This is a genomic window from uncultured Winogradskyella sp., from assembly GCF_947495255.1.
Classification (GTDB): Bacteria; Bacteroidota; Bacteroidia; order Flavobacteriales; family Flavobacteriaceae; genus Winogradskyella.
In genome coordinates this window covers 346,983-365,424 of sequence record NZ_CANLYI010000001.1, presented here as the reverse complement: position 1 = coordinate 365,424, position 18,442 = coordinate 346,983, and the positions used below count along the sequence as shown (strand labels likewise).

Genomic DNA, 18,442 nt, shown 5'->3' with positions numbered 1-18,442 from the left:
TAAAAGTCTTAATTAATTTTACATTTGCATAATACTATATATATTATGTCATTAGAAAGAGAATTAAAACAACGCAGCGGCTCTAAATGCGAGCTTTGTGGAAACGAGGAGAATTTATCTGAGTACACCGTTTCAGATATAAAGGAAAATGGGTTAAAAACAGCATTATTAGCATGTAAAACCTGTACAGAACAGATGGACGATGCAGATGCCATTGATCCTAATCATTGGAGATGTCTTAATGATAGCATGTGGAGTGAGCACGATGCCGTGAAGATTATGGCTTGGCGTATGCTTAACAGAATTAAAGCTGATTGGACGGAAGATTTGTTAGGTATGATGTACATGGAAGAAGAAACCTTAGAATTAGCAAAAGCTTCAGGAGATGGTGACGTCGATGAAAATAAAGTTATTCATCGAGATGTCAATGGTGTTATTCTAAATCATGGAGACTCTGTTGTTTTAATAAAAGATTTAAAAGTGAAGGGTTCTAGTATGGTTGCTAAACAAGGTGTTGCTGTTAGGAATATTAGATTGGATCGAGATAATGCAGAATATATTGAAGGGAAAGTAGGTCCTACCTTAACTGTAATTATTACTAAGTATGTAAAGAAAATTTAGTCAGAATTTTTCTTATTAAAGAAGTCAAAGCTTAATGGTATTAGAAAAAACATAAAAAGGTATTTTTCTGTTACTAAGCCATATATGGTAAGTGCTGCCAGTATTACCATGATGATTATTTTGTACTTATACTTCATGCTATAAAATTAATCACTTATTTTTAATTCTTCAAATTATAATCTAAGTGTTAGAAATAAGACCAACATGTGAAAATTGTAACAAATCATTGCCTCATGATTCTAATGAAGCAATGATTTGTACTTTTGAATGCACATTTTGTATGTATTGCGTATCATTGTTAAAAGGAGTCTGTCCTAATTGTGGAGGAGGATTTGAAAAACGACCAATTAGACCTTCACAACTGCTTCAAAAATATCAGGTTTCAACGGTAATTGTTTACAAGCCTGTAGATTTAAAAGTACATCTTCAAAAGTTTAATTCTTAAGTGTTATATGGTTAATTTTTCTGACAATTTATTTGTTTTTACGACGTAGTTTATCGAAAAAATATACAATGCACTTCAAATAGTCTAATCTAAATCACGGTTTATCGATTAAATCCTTGAGACCCAAAGAATAGACCGATATTGAGGTTATCCCTCTAAATAATAACACCTTTTATACTGATTAATAGCCCGCAATTAGTATTAACGCTTAAACATTATTTATTATGGATTTAGAAATAACAAACAGTAATAATCGTTACCAAGTAAAAGGAACTTTAAATAAAGTAAATTTAAAGACTTTCAATTTGTACTTTGCTAATATCTTCGATAAATTAGATGAAGTACTATTAGATATTGAAGGTGTAAGAAGTATTGATAGAGCAGGTGTAATGGCTTTGGCTAGATTGCATAACGAATCTATCACTAAATCAAAGATATTATCTATAACTGGCTTAGGGTGTAAAGAATTATATCAGCATTTTAAAACAGAAAAACCAAAACAAGAAACATCAAACAATACAAATATTGCAACAGGCAGTGTTGTAGCTGCTTAACTCTGAGTTTACCGTAATTATATAATAAAGTGTTTCCCAGGTATTTGTGGTGATAGATGAATGTTTCGGATTCACTTTATTTTTTAACTCAACTAATCTTGCTGAAAAGTGAGATTTTTGCTTTTCTAAGTAACTTAACTGTTTAACAAGACATGTCAGCAACAATTTTCCAGCTACCATTTATTTTTTTAAATATGATTATAAAAACACCATTAGTATTGCCAATTTGGCGTGTTAAATGATATTCTCCCATTACCCAATAGTTATCACCTTCTATTTTAGAGATATCATTAATCACAAATTTAAGTGTACCACTTTCTGCTGGTGTTGGGTACCCTTTTTTATAATTAGTTAATGTTTGTTCCCAACCTCTAGTTATACCTTTACTACCATAAAATTTGAGGGAATCACTTTTCCAATAACCTTGCATAAATCCTTCTAAGTCGCGATTATTCCATGCTTTTTCTTGGTTTTGCATTACATTAAGAATTCCCGCTTTCGCAGTTTTTAAAGTGTCTTCTTTTGGTTTTGTATTACAGCTTAATAATATAAAGGCGAAAATGAGATAATAGAATTTCATTACTGTTAAGATTTTTTCTTAAAAGTAATGATTTTGAGACTTTGTATAATTTTTTAGTATTAAAATCTAAATTTTAGAATCTAAACTCAAATATGTTTTTGCCAATAAGATTATAGAGCACTCTTTTGTTTCTCAAAAAAAGCATCTGCCTGATGTTGCATTAACTCTCTCGCTTTTTTGCGTTTGTAGTTCATTACTTCCTCTTCATCTGCAATTTCAGTATAGACTTTGTTATTAATATCATTATCCGTCTTTAAGAGAAGTTTACGCTCTGCAACCTTTTGCATGGTCCAAGTTTGAATCGTCGTTTCTTGATCTTGTAGTTTAAAATCAAATTCACCTTTAGAAGCTAAAAGCTTAGCAATTATTGGCGACGTTTCAATAGCTAAAAACAGCAGAAAAATAAAGAATGATGGTAACCAAGGTAATTCACCTAAGGCTGTAATCCTTGCCATTAAACCATCAAAATTATCAATAACCGGTTGTGATGTTGCTACGTTATTGGTATAATCGGTTTGTAGGTTTGCTATCTCAGTTTCTATGGCTGTAATTTTAGCTTTATTCTCTGTTTTTAATTGTTGTAAATCTGCTAAACCAGTATCGTGCTTATCTCGTTTTTCTTTGTAAACGGGTCCTTTTCCTAAAAGTTTCGAACCAGCAGTGCCTTCAGCTTCCGAAATGTAAGTATCGTATAAAGCATTAACTTCAATTTCTTTTCTGTCAATTTGAGATTGTAAACCTAAAATTTGACCTTCTAATTCTGTAATTTTAGGGTTGAATTGTTCTGCAATCTGGTTCTGATTTGCCAAGGTTAAATCGTTCTTTTGCTCTAATAAAACTTGATTAATTTCTTTTTCAAAAATCTTTAATTCTAATGGTTTTGAAATGACAATTGCAATTATCACAGCTAAGAAAATCCTTGGTGTAGCTTGAAGGATTTCATCAATAATATTGTCTCTTTTTTTTATTGTAGATACAATGTAACGGTCGAGATTAAAGATAAGTAAACCCCAAATTAATCCGAAGAATATAGAAGAATATAAATTATCAAAAACAGTGTAAAGTGCATAACTCGCTGCAATGGTTGCCATAACAGCTGTGAAGAAAACAGTGGCACCAATACCAGCATATTTGTTTTGTTCTCCTATGGAACAGTCGTTTAAAATATCCGTATCTGCTCCAGAGCAGAGGATGAAAAATTGTTTTAACATAAAGCGTTCGATTTTGATCGACCTGAATAATCGGGTTGATTGATTACTTATAAGAACGCTAAATGTTAGGTTTTGTTACACTTTTGTATAAAAAATGAAAGACCTCAAAGCTTTTTAAAAAATTTGAGGTCTTAAATAATTGTAATTTGATATTAATATTTAATCAGTGATAGTAATAACCAAAGGTTCAATTTTAATATCCGAACCATCTTTAATAGCAAAAATCACAAGTTCAGAATCTGCTTTTGTATTCTTTAAGTTTGATATAGCTAAAGCATCTATGTTATTACTTTTAATAAGTTGAGTAGGTTTAAACGGGATTTTTAATTTAAACTCAGTAACCTTTCCGTTTTTTGTCTCTAGTTTTATATTTTTAAATTCATCCCTTGTCATAGATGTCTTTCCTGATTTGATTGTTTTACTGTTAACAATCGGGAAAATGCTTTCTTTTTTAGTAGCTATATCTTTACCTACTTTACCATTAATAATTGGTTGAGTATTTTCTTTAGGACTAGATAATTTTACGATATACTTACCGTTGTCATCTAATTTAGTCATCATCTCAGTACTTTTCCCTTTATTGCTTTTAGCAATAGACTTGGCTTTTTTTGCTGAGATTTTTTTATTATCTAAATAAAAGGTTGCACCTTGTTTTTCCATGTCTTCCATATATTCTAAGAATGATGGGTTTTTTGGAGATGATGGAAGTGTAGGAGGAGGAGGTGGCAAATTATCCATTTTTACAACTTTACCATAACGGTTAAAATATGTAGTTTCTCTATCTTTTGAAACATAATATAATTTTTCTCCATTTATCTCGGTAAAACCTGTTACTTGGTCTTTGTTTGTTGCTCCATTTGCGTTTTGTGCTTTGTTGTATGCGTCTTGTGCTTTTTGCATTTCTGCCTTTTGCTTTGCAGTAGCGTTTATGGGTACAGGTGGTGGTGGTGGAATTTTATTAATATCTGCAACGCTTCCATAATTATCATAGTAGGTGGTTTTTCCATTATTTTGAATGTAATAATAAGTAACACCATTAATTTTGATTGGACCTGATTTTTGATAATCAGAATTCCCTAAATTTGGTCCACCTTTATCAGAGGATTTAATTGGTTTTGGTGGAGCAGGAGGAGCAGGTGGAATAATTGAATCATATGAAGCGTCTACTTGTATCACTTTAAAATTATACGCTCTAATTAAAGTTCTTACTTCTTTTAATGCTTTCTCCGAAGCATCAGTTGGGTCATATTTTACAAAAACGGCTTTAGAATTGTCAAATGATTTCGCTAAGGTTTTTAGTTTTGTTTCTATACTTTTTAAAGAGCCTAATTTGTCATCTACTAAAAGTTGTCCTTTTCTATTTATTAGAACTGTCATAATAGGTAATTGAGGAGATGCATCTTCTTGTGTTACATTAAAGTCATACTTTCTAATTAAGCTTTTTACTTCTTTTAAGGCTTTCTCAGAAGCATGAGTTGGGTCGTATCTTAGCAATACGCCATTAGAACTGTCATAAGATTTTGCTAGTACTTTTAGTTTTGTTTCAAGGGTTTTAAGAGTACCTGCTTCATCATCTACTAATAGTTCACCATTTCTATTGATGAGGATTACCATGATTGGTTCGTCTTGTTCTAAAATAGTTTTGTTACTAGTTATTTCATCATTTGGTGATATTCCTAGTACAGTAATTAAAAAATAGTCTGTTTTTTTATGTAGTTCGTTTAAATTATCTAAAAAAGGTTTTGAGCAATTTTCCGTATTTAAGTCAAATATAATTCGTTCAAAATCCTCTTGTGACCAGTTTTTAGTAATTTCATTCAAGTCTTTTACGTAAGTATTAATACTAGATTTTTTTTCGCCAATGAAGAGTGTATTATTAATAGCCTTCATGGTTATTATTTTTTCAGTTTCACCTTCTTCATGGTTAGGTATTGTACTTGTCATACCCAATTGATTGACGGCTTGTTTTTGGTTTTCTGGTAAAGAAAAACTTAAATCAATCCATGTTGTGCCTTTAATCCCATTAAGGTCTACACCAGATTCACTTGGTTTAATTGAGAATGTAAACTTGTCTGTTTCTAGAGTTTTAACATTAGAAAAGCCGTAATCATTAATGATATAAGGTTCTGAATTTGGTTGAAGTATTAAATGACTCCATTTACACCCGTTTTTGCATCTAAGTTCTAATAAATTTCCTTTTTTTTCTACGGTTACTAAAAAGGAACTTTTTTCATTTGCTGATTTCCCAACATATTCTCTTTCTGCAAAACTATAAAATAACAATGCCATAATAGGCAATAGAATTAAAGTACTTAGCCAAATTCTGGTTTTTGATGTTTGTGTTTTCATAACTGTAAATCGTTTTTTGATTGATGAATAATTGATGGCACTCGATAATTGCTGATTTTGAGTGTTTGATGAAAATTGTAATAAAATATTTTGATAAACTTTAGCATCTGAACCTTGTTGTAAAACGGCTTGGTCTGCTAAAAATTCGTGATTAAGTTTTACATGATGTTTTAGAATGTAGATTAAAGGATGAAACCAAAATATAATTTGAAGTAACTCTAGAATAATAATGTCTAAACTATGTAATTGCTTCGCGTGTGTTTCTTCGTGAAGCATTACTTCTTTTGGAATGTTATTAGATTCGTATCTTGTTTTATTAAAAAAGATGTATTTGAAATAGGAATGTGGAATTATATTTTCATGCAACAAAACATAGATAAAAGAGCGTTGATGTATGTTTTCATTTTTAGAAATTCGTTGTTGCATTTTTATAAGGTTTATGACAAAACGCATTGCAAGTAGCAAAGCCACAAATCCATAAATAAACCATAATGTGTTTTTTAGAGTAAAGAAAGAAGGTTCTTCAATAGGAATAATTTCTGGGAACGCTGTAGGTAAAAAAGCAGGAGCGATGTCATTATTTGTAATTACAGGTTCTACATATTCTGTTATGGTGAAGTTAGGAATGGCTAATGACAGAATTAATGCTGCTAACAAATAAAAACGCTTAAATTGATGCATGGTTTGGCGTTCTAAAAACAGAACATATACTAACCAAAATACGGCTAAGCATGCCGAAAATTTTAATAGATACGTTTCCATAATTATTTGTTTTGAATTTCTGTATCAATAATTTTCTTTAAAGCCTCTAACTCTTCTTTAGTTAAGTCTGTTTTACGTGTAAAAAAGGAAGCAAACTGAGAAGCGCTATCATTAAAGAATGTTTTAATAAGGCCGTTAACATGCTTAGAGAAATAGTCTTCTTTTTTTACTAAAGGAAAATACTCTCTAGATTTTCCAAAGGTTTTATAATCTACAAAGCCTTTGCCAATCATGCGCTTAAGAAGTGTTGCGATAGTTGTGGTTGCTGGTTTTGGTTCTGGATAGACCTCTAATAAATCTTTCATAAAAGCTTTATCGAGCTTCCAGAGATGTTGCATTAGTTGTTCTTCGGTTTTTGATAGTTGCATGCTCTACGTCTTTAGAATTAACTCTACAAATGTAGAGTATATATTTTAATTCTACAAATGTAGAGTAAAGATTACTGCCATTCAAATTATAAAAAGAATAATTAAGTGTACATTTTAGAAACCACAAAAAGCCTTATGATTATCATTAATCATAAGGCTTTCGGTTATTTTACTAAGCTGTTTTTAAGTCGCTTATTTATTTTGATAATTCGGTAAAGTATTTATAGAAATAAGGAATTGTTTCAATGCCTTTTAGGTAATTCCATACTCCAAAATGTTCATTTGGTGAATGAATAGCATCACTATCTAAACCAAATCCCATCAAGATTGTTTTACTATTTAGTTCTTTTTCAAAAAGAGAGACAATAGGAATACTTCCTCCACTACGTTGCGGAATTGGTGTTTTACCAAAAGTTTGTTCGTAAGCTTTAGAAGCTGCTTTATAGCCTAAACTATCAATAGGTGTTACATAACCTTGGCCACCATGATGAGGTGTCACTTTTACGGTAACTCCTTTTGGTGCAATATTTTCGAAATGTGTTTTAAACAATTCTGTAATCTCTTCCCATTCTTGGTTAGGCACTAAACGCATTGATATTTTTGCAAATGCTTGACTTGCAATTACTGTTTTTGCGCCTTCGCCTGTATAACCTCCCCAAATACCGTTAACATCTAGTGTTGGTCGTATAGAGTTACGTTCGTTCGTAGAATAACCAGCTTCTCCATAAACGGCATCAATATCCAAAGATTTTTTATAAGCTTCTAATGAAAATGGAGCTTTAGCCATTTCGGCACGTTCTTCACTCGAAAGATTTTCAACCTTATCATAAAAACCAGGAATAGTAATATGATTGTTCTCATCGTGAAGTGACGCAATCATCTTTGTTAACACGTTTATTGGATTTGCCACAGCACCTCCATATAAACCTGAATGTAAATCTCTGTTTGGTCCAGTGACTTCAACTTCAACATAACTTAAACCTCTTAAGCCTGTTGTTATGGATGGCACATCTTGTGCAATCATTCCAGTGTCTGAAATAAGGATAACGTCATTCGTTAACTTCTCTCTGTTAGCTGCCACAAATTTTGCTAAATTAACACTACCAACTTCCTCTTCACCTTCAATCATAAATTTTACATTACAAGGCAATTCGTTATTGGTTGTCATGTATTCCATGGCTTTTACATGCATGTACATTTGGCCTTTGTCATCACAGGCACCTCTAGCAAAAATAGCACCTTCAGGATGTAAGTCTGTTTTTTTAATAACAGGTTCAAAAGGAGGCGAATTCCATAAATCTAATGGGTCTGGTGGTTGCACGTCGTAATGACCATAAACTAAAATGGTTGGTAAATTTTTATCTATTATTTTTTCGCCATATACAATAGGATAACCTTCGGTTTCGCAAATTTCTACATGGTCACATCCGGCTTTTTCTAGACTAATTTTAACGGCATCGGCAGTTTTTAAAACATCGCCTTTATAGGCAGAATCTGCACTAATAGAAGGAATTTTTAAAAGATCGATAAGCTCGTTTAGAAAGCGATCTTTGTTGTCTTGGATATAAGATTTTATGGATTGCATAATTATGTTTGATTTTAATCAAAAATATGAATTTATAGAGGAATAAATCAGTCTGAAGCTAACTTTAAGAAATGATTAGTAATTCTTAAAAAAATCTTATTTGTATATTCAAACTATTGTTTATATTTGCATCCCAATAATTATTGGAAAGTTGCAGGCGTGGTGGAATTGGTAGACACGCTAGACTTAGGATCTAGTGCCGCGAGGTGTGAGAGTTCGAGTCTCTCCGCCTGTACAAAATAAGAAAGCTAACTTTAACGAGTTAGCTTTTTTGTTTAATACATTGAAACAATATTTGGATGTTTTTACATTCGAAGCCTTATTAGTTTTAATCTTTAATTAATTATATTATTGATGAATATTCTAAATAAAATAATAACGTTTTAAGAAAGTTGTTGTTTTGTGAATTTTCTTATAAATTACAACATGAATATTTTTAATATAAAAGGTAAAGTTATAATTATAACTGGCGGCTATGGTGTTTTAGGCTCTAGTATAGCAAAACATCTTGTTGAGTCTGGTGCTAAAGTTGTAATTTTGGGTAGAGATGAATTTAAAGCAAAAGCATTTGCTAAAAAACTTTCTGTTACTAATGCAATAGGGTTAAAGGCAGATGTTCTTGATAGGGAAAATTTGCTTTCTGTTAAATCTCAAGTTCTTAATTTATGGCAGAAAATAGATATACTTATCAATGCCGCAGGTGGTAATATGCCAGGAGCAACACTTGCACCAGAGGATTCATTATTTGATATCTCTATAGAAGATTTTCAAAAAGTAACTGATTTAAATTTAATGGGCACCGTTATACCATCTTTAGTATTTGGTGAATATATGTCAACGCAAGAAAACGGTTCTATAATTAATATATCTTCCGTAGCTGTTGCACAAGCTCTAACTAGAGTAGTTGGCTATTCTGCATCAAAAGCAGCCATGGAAAACTTTACACGTTGGATGGCTGTTGATATGGCTTTAAAATTTGGAGATAAAATAAGAGTAAATGCAATCGCACCCGGATTTTTTCTTGCAGATCAAAACAGAAAATTATTAACTAATGATGATGGTTCTTTAACTCAACGTGGAGAAACCATTATTAAAAGTACACCCATGAAACGTTTTGGTAAATCTGAGGAATTAAATGGAGCAGTACATCTTTTAGCAAGTAACGCTTCTAAATTTATGACAGGAACTGTAATCCATGTTGATGGAGGTTTTGGTTCTTTTAGCGGAGTTTAAAAAATGAGAGAAACATTTAGATGGTTTGGCCCTTCAGATACCGTAAGTTTATCTGATATAAAACAGTCTGGCGCAACAGGTATTGTAACTGCATTGCACCATGTGCCAAATGGAGCAATTTGGTCAATTAAGGACATCCTAACGGTAAAAAATCAGATTGAAAAAGCCGGTTTAGAGTGGGTATTTATTGAAAGTATTCCAATTCATGAAAATATAAAGCTAAGACAAGGGGATTACTTGAAACGTATTGAAAACTATAAGCAGAGTTTAAAAAATATAGCCCAATGCGGAATTAAAAATGTATGCTATAATTTCATGCCAGTGTTAGATTGGACACGCACACAACTATTCTGGGAATTAGAAGATGGAAGTACAGCATTACGGTTTGATAAAGTTGAAATGGCAGCGTTTGAAGCTTTTATAATAAAGCGAAAGGATATAGAAAAAAGCTATAGTAATACTATTTTAGATACTGCAGAAAAACGCTTTTTGAATATGTCTTCTGAAGAAAAACAAGGTTTAGAGGATAGTATTTTAAAAGGACTACCAGGAACTGTTGACGATCTCACTATTCCAAAATTTAAAGAGATGATTGCGCAGTATGATAACATATCTCATTTGGATTTAAAGTCAAATCTGTCTTATTTTTTAAATACAATTATTCCGCTTGCAGAAGAATTAGGAATTAAAATGGCAATTCATCCAGACGACCCTCCTTTTGACATTATGGGATTACCACGCATTATAACTTCTGAAAGCGATTTAGATGATTTGGTTGATTTTATAGACAGTCCTTCTAACGGAATAACATTTTGTACAGGTTCTTTAGGTGCAAATCCTAAAAATGATTTACCTAGAATGATTGAAAAATTTAAAGACCGAATTCATTTTCTTCATTTAAGAAATGTAAGGCGTGAACCCAATGGTAGTTTTTATGAAGATCATCATTTAGAAGGTTCTTCCGATATGTATGAGATTGTTAAAGCCGTTTTAAAGATTGAAAAAGAACGTAACATTTCGTTGCCTATGCGACCAGATCACGGACATCAAATGTTAGGGGATTTAAAAAATAAAACAACTTATGCAGGTTACTCTGCAATTGGAAGGTTAAAAGGCTTAGCTGAATTAAGGGGTTTAAGTATGGGTATTCAAAAAAGTGGTGTTATATAAACAAAAACTGATACGTCTAATTATTCGCTTTTAACCATTGCTCACACGCTTCAGTCCAAGCGTGATTTCTTTGCTCTCTACCTAATCCAAAACCATGACCTCCTTTTTCGTAAATATGCATTTCAGCAGAAACATTATAATCTTTTAACGCTAAATAATATTGAATACTATTTTCTACAGAAACAGATTTGTCATCCGTTGCATGCACTAAAAAAGTTTTAGGTGTGTTAGCATCGATTTGAGTTTCGTTAGAATAATTTTCGATGTCTTTATCTGAAGGTGATTCTCCCAATAAGTTTTTTCTTGAACCTTTATGAGTTAAAGAATCTTTCATTGAAATTACTGGATATATCAATATTGAAAAATCTGGCTTTGCACTAATATTATCTTCAGCGTTATAAACTTTTTTGTCATATTGAGTTGACAATGTTGCTGCTAAATGTCCGCCAGCAGAAAACCCCAGAACACCTATTTTATCGCTTTTTAATTGAAATTTTTCTACATTAAGTCTTACATAGCGCATGGCTTCTTGAGCATCTTGCAATGACCCAATACTTTTATCTTTCATAATAGTATCGTTTGGCAATCTATATTTTAAAACAAAAACTGTAATACCAAGTGTATTTAACCATTCTGCAACTTTGTAACCTTCTTTGTTAATCGCCAAATGATGATAACCTCCTCCTGGAAAAATAATCACAGCTATTCCATTAGGCTTTACTGGTTGAAACACTGTCAGTGTTGGTTGGCTAACTCGTTCAATACTCGCAACCACAGAATCTGTGATTATTAGTATTTCTTTAAATTCAGGATTTTCTATTGCATTTGGGATTGTGTCATTCCATAATTGAATCACTTCACGGTCTAGTTGCGCAAAACAACTCTGTATAAAAAAGTAACTTAAAAAGAGAGTGTATTTATAAGATTTCATGCTAGTTAGTTTTTATCATTTTGAAGTTATCAAAACCTTCTACATTGTCTTTTAATGCATTTAAAGCTAATTTAGCTACTTCTGTAGCACCTAAAACCGATAAATGTGTATTATCTTCTTTACCTTCTGGATAATATGGGATTTCATTTGGCTGATAATGCAAATGTAATTTCTTAGAGCCTTCCACACCATAAGACTCTTCCAATCTTTCAGTTAAATATTGAAGATCTATTAATGGAACGTTGTAGGCTTTGGCTACTAAACGAACTTCTAACGGATATGCTCCATGAGTATCCAATAAAGTGCCTTCTTTATTAAATTTTCGCCTTACTATAGATGTAAACAACACAGGAATTGCGTTTTTTTCTCTAGAGTCTCTAATAAATTTTATTAAGTTACTTCTATAAGCTGTATGCGGATTAGTGTAACGCTTTGGGTCTTTTATTTTTTGATCATTATGTCCAAACTGAATAAATATATAATCGCCTTTTTTCATTTGTTTGTAAACAGAATCCCATCGTCCTTCAGCTATAAAACTTCGAGTACTTCTTCCATTTACTGCATGATTTTTTACAGTGGCATTATTGTTTAAGAACTGAGGCAATAATTGACACCAACCTCGTTCTGGATTCTCTTCATGATTTGGTTTATCTGCCATAGTAGAGTCTCCAATTGTGTAAATAGAAATATTTTGTATTCGTTGATTTGATTGAGATTCTGTTTTATCTTTTTTACATGATTGACAGATAATCAAAATCAAAAAGAATAAAACCTTATAATGTTTCATACCATTCTTTTTTTGAAGCTTTTTTATACTTACCGAGTATATTCTTTAAGGTATATTTTTTGGCTTCTTGCTTTTTTAATTGATGTGACCATACTACTCTTTTTTCTGGTTGAAATCCTACATTATGATTTTTATACTCACCATAAAAGGTTGTTTTTTTAGCTTTTGATTTAGACCAATTGTGCCATCCTTCTGATAAAATATGACTTCCTAAATCGCAATTTATAAAGACTGTTTGAGCATATATTCGCCAAGGTCTTCCTAAATAGACTTCATCAATATCTTTATCTGCTGTAAGCTTGCATTCTTTAAATACGTAACCAAATAATGAATCTTTTGGTGTTGAAGCTGCTGTGATGTACGAATTCTTTTTACTATGTATTTCGCAGTTTTCAAAAAAAGCTGTTGCACTGCCGAATATAAAATCTGTAGTACCCTCAATATAACAGTCTTTGTAATACTGTCTTCCTTTACCTGATGCATACAAGGTATCTTGATTACCTAAGAGTTTGCAGTTTATAACAGCAACTTCATCTGAAAATACGGATAGAGCCACTGCTTGACCAACTTCACCAGATGAGTTTTCAATGGTAAGGTTTTTTAAAATAACATTGTTGGCTTCTATTAACAGAGTGTAAGTATAAAAGGTGCTATTTCTACCTAATCCAACCTTATTAAAATAATCGTCATAAGTAATAATTGTTTTGTCTTTGCTTTCACCTATTAATGATAGGTTTGAATTCCATTCGTGAACTTTAACTTTTTCTTTATATATACCATTTTTAATGAAGATTGTCACTCTTTTATATGGAAATGACTTGGTATTGTTTATAGCCTCTTGAATAGTTTCATAGTCTCCACTTCCATCTTTTGCAACAACTATATTAAATTCGTTTTTTGGCTTTTTAGTCGTTTTTAAATTGTGTTTTAATTTCCATTCAGGATATTTATTTAATACTAGTTGCGGATCGTTTTTGTACCAAGCATATCCATTTCTGCGTTCATCTCCAATTTCGGTTAAAGAGGCTTTTTTAATGCCGTCTCTGTCACAAAAGAAAGGTGTATTATCCTCCAATTCCATAAAACGCGCCCAAATTGCAGATGCATTCTCATCAGGAATCATTCTTTTGTCAATAATTTTTCCCACGTCATTATAAATTCGGTCTTTTCTTAATCCTGTGATTTTTACTTTTCCGAACCATGTTACAGCACTATTTACAGCATTAATTATTTCTTTTGATGGGTTTTCTATAGACATTAAAAGTAAAACGATATGAGCTGATTCTGATCCACTTAAAGACGGTAATTCATAGGCTCTTGCTTTTGCAGGCAACAGTGTGTTTTCATCATGCTGAGCGCACCAAGCCGTTAATACTCCATTTTGCTTGTATTGTGTTTTGAGTATACAATCAACACCCTTATTAAACGCTATGGTTATTTTTTCTAATTGTATTTTTGTTGGCTGAATAGAGTAGTAGTCAGAATTATCTTTCAACTTTTTTAAAAGATTCATGATGTTAATCATAGAATCATCATTGTAAGTAATATGTGTGCTATAGCCTTTTTTTAGAGGATAAAATTGTGGCCAACCTCCATTGTCATATTGCGCTTCTAAAATATAATCTACTGCTTTTAAAAAGGCAGTTTTATAAATTTCATCTCTTGTTTGAGCATATATTTTTGATAAAAATAACATTTCTTGAATTGTGGCTCCATTATCTGTTGTAGTACCTTCATTCGTCTGTTTTTTAACTAGAAGTTCTTGTTTTTGAGTTTCGGAAAGCGAATGATGCATTTGCACATTTTTGGGCCATCCACCAATATCACGCTGATATAATAGAACATTTTCCGCAATTTGCTTGGCTTTAGGTGTAGCAAACCAAGCGGCTTCTTTTTTATGAATTATATCTCGCCATGACTTATCATGTACTTGAGCATATAAATTTAAACAAACGCCTAACGTGATTGCGAAAAAGAAAATCCTTTTTACGTTTTTCATCCTCATCATTTTTAATTTAAAGTTAAACTAGTTAACGGTACTTTAGTGTATTCAATATCTTCTTTATTAGTTGCATAAGATATGTAGAGATTGTTCTTCCAAACAAATGACTTTGGATAATGATAGCCCAACCTTTTGTATTTTCCTTCGTAACGCAACGATTGAATATCTTTGCCTCCTCTTCTTATGATATACGAGGTATTAAATAATTTCCCTTCATAGCTTAAAGTAACCGCTAAAGGCATCCTCGTTTTGTTATTTACAGGATTGTTAATTATATACGCTATACCTTTATTAAAATTGCCTGCACTTTGCTTAGATCGAGAGTCTGGCATATTTGTAATTACGGGAACTGTCCATGTTTCTCCTCGATCTTTACTTACCGAAGCCAAATTATAATAGGTGCTACTTTGATCTCTAAATACCATTACTAAATTATTGTTTCCTTGTAGGAACCAACTGGGTTCAATTTCTCGCGAAACATTATTTTTTACTGAATTATTAGAAAATTTTGGTCGTTTCCAACCACTTATACCCAAAGGGTCATCGGTATAAATTGGTGATGCAATTAATCCAGGTTGAAAATGAGCAGCACCAACAATACGACCATCTGGCAAGGCATGAGGATCTTGTTCAAAAACACCATTTAGTGGAGTGCCATTAGCCATTAAAACAGGTTGTTTATCTGTCCAATTCACACCGTCAACACTCGTTTTGTAATATGTAAATCCTCCTTCAGGTATAATATCATTTGGCCACTCATTGATATAGGCCACCAAACTATCACCATGTTTCCACCAACCACCAGAAGTACAGTAACCATTTGCTAAGGTTTCAGATAAAACTTTGGGTTCAGACCAATTTTTTCCATCATCACTTTGGCTATAAGCAAGCCAAGTGTCCATTGAGTCTTCATCTTTTGAAGAACTTTGCCATTGACAATAAAAGGTATTTTTAAATACCGTCATCACAGCTCCATTACTGAAATGATCTGTAGAATCATTTGGTTTAAAAATAGTAACTGTTTCTATTCCTTTAGGAGCTTTAAGCCCTAAATCATCGTTTTTATCTTGATTAAAAATTACTATATCTACTTTAAAAGGAACTTTTATAACCTGATCGTTTTTGCATGAGAGAAATAACACAACTAACGACATTGCTAATATCATAGACACTATTAAAGACTTGTTTTTTATCATTTTTTGAATCTTATCCAATCAATATCTAAGCTTCCAGAATCATTTATAATCCCTTCACGAAGTGCCAAAAATCCTATTTTAGAACCAATCCATCTCCCTTCTCTAGCTTTAAAAGTTTTCCCTATGGATTTGAATTTTTTATTATCTAGACTGTAGAAAAACTCACAAATTCCACCTTTACTAACTTTAACTTGAAGAAAAACCGTATAAGTATCTATTTTAATTTTATCGCTTTCAGTTTCGGCTTTATTTTTATCAGAATCTGCACATATTACTTGAGACAAGTATAAATTCCCCTCTTCTTTTTTCAATCGAATATAACTGTAATCTAATCCCATAATTAAGAAACCTACTTCTTCATTATCATGTCTTGAATTAAAGCTCATTTTTGTAGTTGCTGTAAATTTTTCTGCTGGAAATTTTTGTAATAATAAGTTTGAAATAGAATGTAAATTAACAGCATCTTCGGGTTTTGGTCTACAATACATGGTAAAATGTCCCATTGATGTTGGAAATCCGTAATAGACTTCTGGATTTGCTTGCCATTGCCATTGCAAACCTAATTTGGGTTCATTAAATTCATCAGAATCTGGTGGTGTAACAATTGGATATGTTTTACCAATATTTGGTTTTTTATAAGTTAAAACAGGTTCTCCAATGCTATCATTATTTTGGTCAATTCCTATTAATGGCCAGTCGTTTTCCCATGTCATAGGTTGTAAATGAACGATACGTCCATAAGCATCTTTATCTTGAAAATGAAAAAACCAATTTTCACCAGTTTGTGTCGTTACCCAAGCACCTTGATGCGGACCATTTATAGCTGTGTTTCCTTGATGTAAAACCTTTTTCTTTTCATATGGTCCATAAACAGTTTTTGATCTTAAGATAGTTTGCCAACCTGTAGAAACTCCTCCTGCTGGTGCAAAAATGTAGTAATACCCATTTCGTTTGTAAAATTTTGGTCCTTCAATAGTAGATTCGTTCTTATGACCATCAATAATCAATACCTCATCGTCATTGGTTTTGGTGCCATTTTCGTTCATTGTTGCAATAACCAATAAGCTTTTAATTCCTGCACGACTACCAGCAAAAGCATATGCTAAATATACTTTTCCATCGTCGTCCCATAGTGGTGTTGGGTCTATAAGGCCTTTTCCTCCTTTAACTAAAACAGGTTCTGACCAAACGCTCTTTGGATTTTTGGTTTTAATCATATAAATTCCAAAATCTGGGTCTGGATAATAGATGTAAAATTCTTCATTATGATATCTAATACATGGTGCCCAGACACCTTTACCATGTTGTGGTTTGTCAAAAACCTCTAATGGCACTTGTTTTGGAAGTGCATAATTGACCAATTCCCAGTTTACTAAATCTTTTGAATGTAAAATAGGTAAGCTTGGTGAAGCGTTAAAAGAAGAAGCTGTCATATAGTAATCATCTCCAACTCTAACGACATCTGGATCTGAAAAGTCTGAATGTAAAATTGGATTTGTATAAGTTCCATTACCATTATCGGAAGCCCAAACTTCTGAAACTGGTTTGTCTTGAGCAGAACTGCTTAAAACGTAAATTAAACTGATAATAAATAGTTTGGTCTTCATAAATTAATCACTTTTTTTTCTTGGTTACTTTGAATGGCTGCTTCTATAACTTTAATAACATTTGTGGCTTCTTCGGCCGACACTGGTAATGGTTTATTGTTTATAACCGCTTCGTTTATACCATTATAATAAGCCATATAATCTCCTTGTTCTGTTTCAATAAGTTCTTTTTTTGATTTTCCGTCTTTAAGGGTATGAAGTAGTCCTCTTTCGGATTCAGGTTCCATTCCCCAATTAGCAGTGTTGGGTTTTATCTCTTTTTGAAGTTCGGTTTCCTGAATGTCTGCTTTTGATTTTACAAAAGAACCTGTTGTACCATGAATGCTATATGCAGGAAGCGGTTCTCTAACAAAATAACTCGATTTTAGAGATACGTAATGTGAATGGTAATACAGTTTTACATCAAAATAATCTCCTACTTCAGAATTATCTCTGAATGAATCTAGAGTAGCAAAAACACTGTTAGGCATTCCAAACAATTGTAGTGCTTGGTCTATGATATGTGAACCTAAATCGTACAAACTACCAACACCTTCGGTTGGTGTTTCTTTATGAATTTTATAGCTTAGTTCTGGATCAAATCTATCGTAATGAAATTCGGCTTCAACAATATTTCCTAAAACGCCTTGTTCTATGACTTTTTTGACAGTTTTAAAATCACTATCCCATCGTCTATTCTGAAATACTGAAAGTTTTACATTTTGCTTTTCTGCTAATGCAACTAGTTCTTCAGCTTCTGTTGAAGTTACTGTAAATGGTTTTTCAACTACGACATGTTTACCCGCTTCAAGACACTTTTTTGTATACTCGTAATGCGTAATATTTGGTGTGTTAACGATAACTAAATCTATGGCGTCATCTTTAAGCAATTCTTCCAAAGATCGAAACGTTTTAATATTTGAGTATTTTTCTTTGGCTAAATTTTTGGTGCGTTCAAAAACAGCATATAAATTAAAATCTGGGTGTACATCTATAAATGGACCATGAAAAACCCATCCACTCATTCCGAAAGAGCATAATGCTGTATTTATTAAAGCCATA

16 protein-coding genes and 1 tRNA gene are annotated in these 18,442 nt (G+C 32.1%); 6 read left to right on the top strand and 11 right to left on the bottom strand.

Annotated features, from left to right (window positions below; translation table 11 throughout):
• The first annotated feature begins 45 nt into the window (after window positions 1-45).
• From Q0807_RS01550 to Q0807_RS01540, 3 genes are all read left to right on the top strand, one after another.
• A complete protein-coding gene (locus Q0807_RS01550; RefSeq protein WP_299105585.1) occupies window positions 46-621 on the top strand; it encodes an alkylphosphonate utilization protein in 576 nt (191 codons plus the stop codon).
• Window positions 622-805: 184 nt separating this feature from the next.
• On the top strand, window positions 806-1,066 hold the full coding sequence (locus Q0807_RS01545) for a DUF1272 domain-containing protein (protein ID WP_299105583.1): 261 nt from the start codon (window positions 806-808) through the stop codon (window positions 1,064-1,066).
• A 224-nt stretch (window positions 1,067-1,290) separates the two neighbouring features.
• A complete protein-coding gene (locus Q0807_RS01540; protein WP_299105581.1) occupies window positions 1,291-1,620 on the top strand; it encodes a hypothetical protein in 330 nt (109 codons plus the stop codon).
• A gap of 142 nt (window positions 1,621-1,762) precedes the next feature.
• Here the strand turns inward: Q0807_RS01540 and Q0807_RS01535 are convergent, their stop codons facing one another.
• The 5 genes from Q0807_RS01535 to Q0807_RS01515 form a co-directional block, all read right to left on the bottom strand.
• On the bottom strand, window positions 1,763-2,200 hold the full coding sequence (locus tag Q0807_RS01535) for a nuclear transport factor 2 family protein (RefSeq protein WP_299105579.1): 438 nt from the start codon (window positions 2,198-2,200) through the stop codon (window positions 1,763-1,765).
• A 110-nt stretch (window positions 2,201-2,310) separates the two neighbouring features.
• Window positions 2,311-3,411 (bottom strand): DUF4407 domain-containing protein, encoded by a 1,101-nt coding sequence (locus Q0807_RS01530; RefSeq protein ID WP_299105577.1) that lies wholly within the window; start codon window positions 3,409-3,411, stop codon window positions 2,311-2,313.
• A gap of 159 nt (window positions 3,412-3,570) precedes the next feature.
• Entirely contained in the window at window positions 3,571-6,522 is a 2,952-nt protein-coding gene (locus tag Q0807_RS01525) for a M56 family metallopeptidase (RefSeq protein ID WP_299105576.1), read from the bottom strand.
• Window positions 6,523-6,524: 2 nt separating this feature from the next.
• The gene (locus Q0807_RS01520; protein WP_299105574.1) at window positions 6,525-6,890 is read right to left on the bottom strand and encodes a BlaI/MecI/CopY family transcriptional regulator; all 366 of its coding nucleotides are present in this window, start codon (window positions 6,888-6,890) and stop codon (window positions 6,525-6,527) included.
• Window positions 6,891-7,086: 196 nt separating this feature from the next.
• Entirely contained in the window at window positions 7,087-8,475 is a 1,389-nt protein-coding gene (locus tag Q0807_RS01515) for a dipeptidase (RefSeq protein WP_299105572.1), read from the bottom strand.
• Between the two features lie 153 nt (window positions 8,476-8,628).
• On the opposite strand from Q0807_RS01515, the gene Q0807_RS01510 reads away from it, so the two are divergent.
• The 3 genes from Q0807_RS01510 (at window position 8,629) to uxuA (ending at window position 10,878) form a co-directional block, all read left to right on the top strand.
• Window positions 8,629-8,710 (top strand) — tRNA-Leu (locus tag Q0807_RS01510).
• A 191-nt stretch (window positions 8,711-8,901) separates the two neighbouring features.
• Window positions 8,902-9,708, top strand: a complete 807-nt coding sequence (locus Q0807_RS01505; RefSeq protein ID WP_299105569.1) for an SDR family oxidoreductase — start codon at window positions 8,902-8,904, stop codon at window positions 9,706-9,708.
• A gap of 3 nt (window positions 9,709-9,711) precedes the next feature.
• Window positions 9,712-10,878 carry a mannonate dehydratase gene (gene uxuA, locus Q0807_RS01500; protein ID WP_299105566.1) on the top strand — a complete coding sequence of 389 codons (1,167 nt, stop codon included), beginning with the start codon at window positions 9,712-9,714 and terminating at the stop codon, window positions 10,876-10,878.
• Between the two features lie 16 nt (window positions 10,879-10,894).
• Here the strand turns inward: uxuA and Q0807_RS01495 are convergent, their stop codons facing one another.
• From Q0807_RS01495 to Q0807_RS01470, 6 genes are read right to left on the bottom strand one after another with little or no spacing between them, the layout of a single operon-like run.
• A complete protein-coding gene (locus tag Q0807_RS01495) occupies window positions 10,895-11,809 on the bottom strand; it encodes an alpha/beta hydrolase (protein ID WP_299105564.1) in 915 nt (304 codons plus the stop codon).
• A 1-nt stretch (window position 11,810) separates the two neighbouring features.
• Window positions 11,811-12,596, bottom strand: a complete 786-nt coding sequence (locus Q0807_RS01490; RefSeq protein WP_299105562.1) for a rhamnogalacturonan acetylesterase — start codon at window positions 12,594-12,596, stop codon at window positions 11,811-11,813.
• Window positions 12,583-14,595 (bottom strand): pectate lyase, encoded by a 2,013-nt coding sequence (gene pelA / locus Q0807_RS01485; RefSeq protein WP_299105560.1) that lies wholly within the window; start codon window positions 14,593-14,595, stop codon window positions 12,583-12,585. Before pelA ends, Q0807_RS01490 begins: the two co-directional genes overlap by 14 nt.
• A gap of 11 nt (window positions 14,596-14,606) precedes the next feature.
• Window positions 14,607-15,794: an exo-alpha-sialidase gene (locus Q0807_RS01480; RefSeq protein ID WP_299105556.1), complete on the bottom strand. Its 1,188-nt coding sequence runs from the start codon at window positions 15,792-15,794 to the stop codon at window positions 14,607-14,609.
• Window positions 15,791-17,401, bottom strand: a complete 1,611-nt coding sequence (locus Q0807_RS01475; RefSeq protein ID WP_299105553.1) for a glycoside hydrolase 43 family protein — start codon at window positions 17,399-17,401, stop codon at window positions 15,791-15,793. Before Q0807_RS01475 ends, Q0807_RS01480 begins: the two co-directional genes overlap by 4 nt.
• Window positions 17,398-18,441: a Gfo/Idh/MocA family oxidoreductase gene (locus Q0807_RS01470; protein ID WP_299105550.1), complete on the bottom strand. Its 1,044-nt coding sequence runs from the start codon at window positions 18,439-18,441 to the stop codon at window positions 17,398-17,400. Before Q0807_RS01470 ends, Q0807_RS01475 begins: the two co-directional genes overlap by 4 nt.
• Between the last annotated feature and the right edge of the window lies 1 nt (window position 18,442).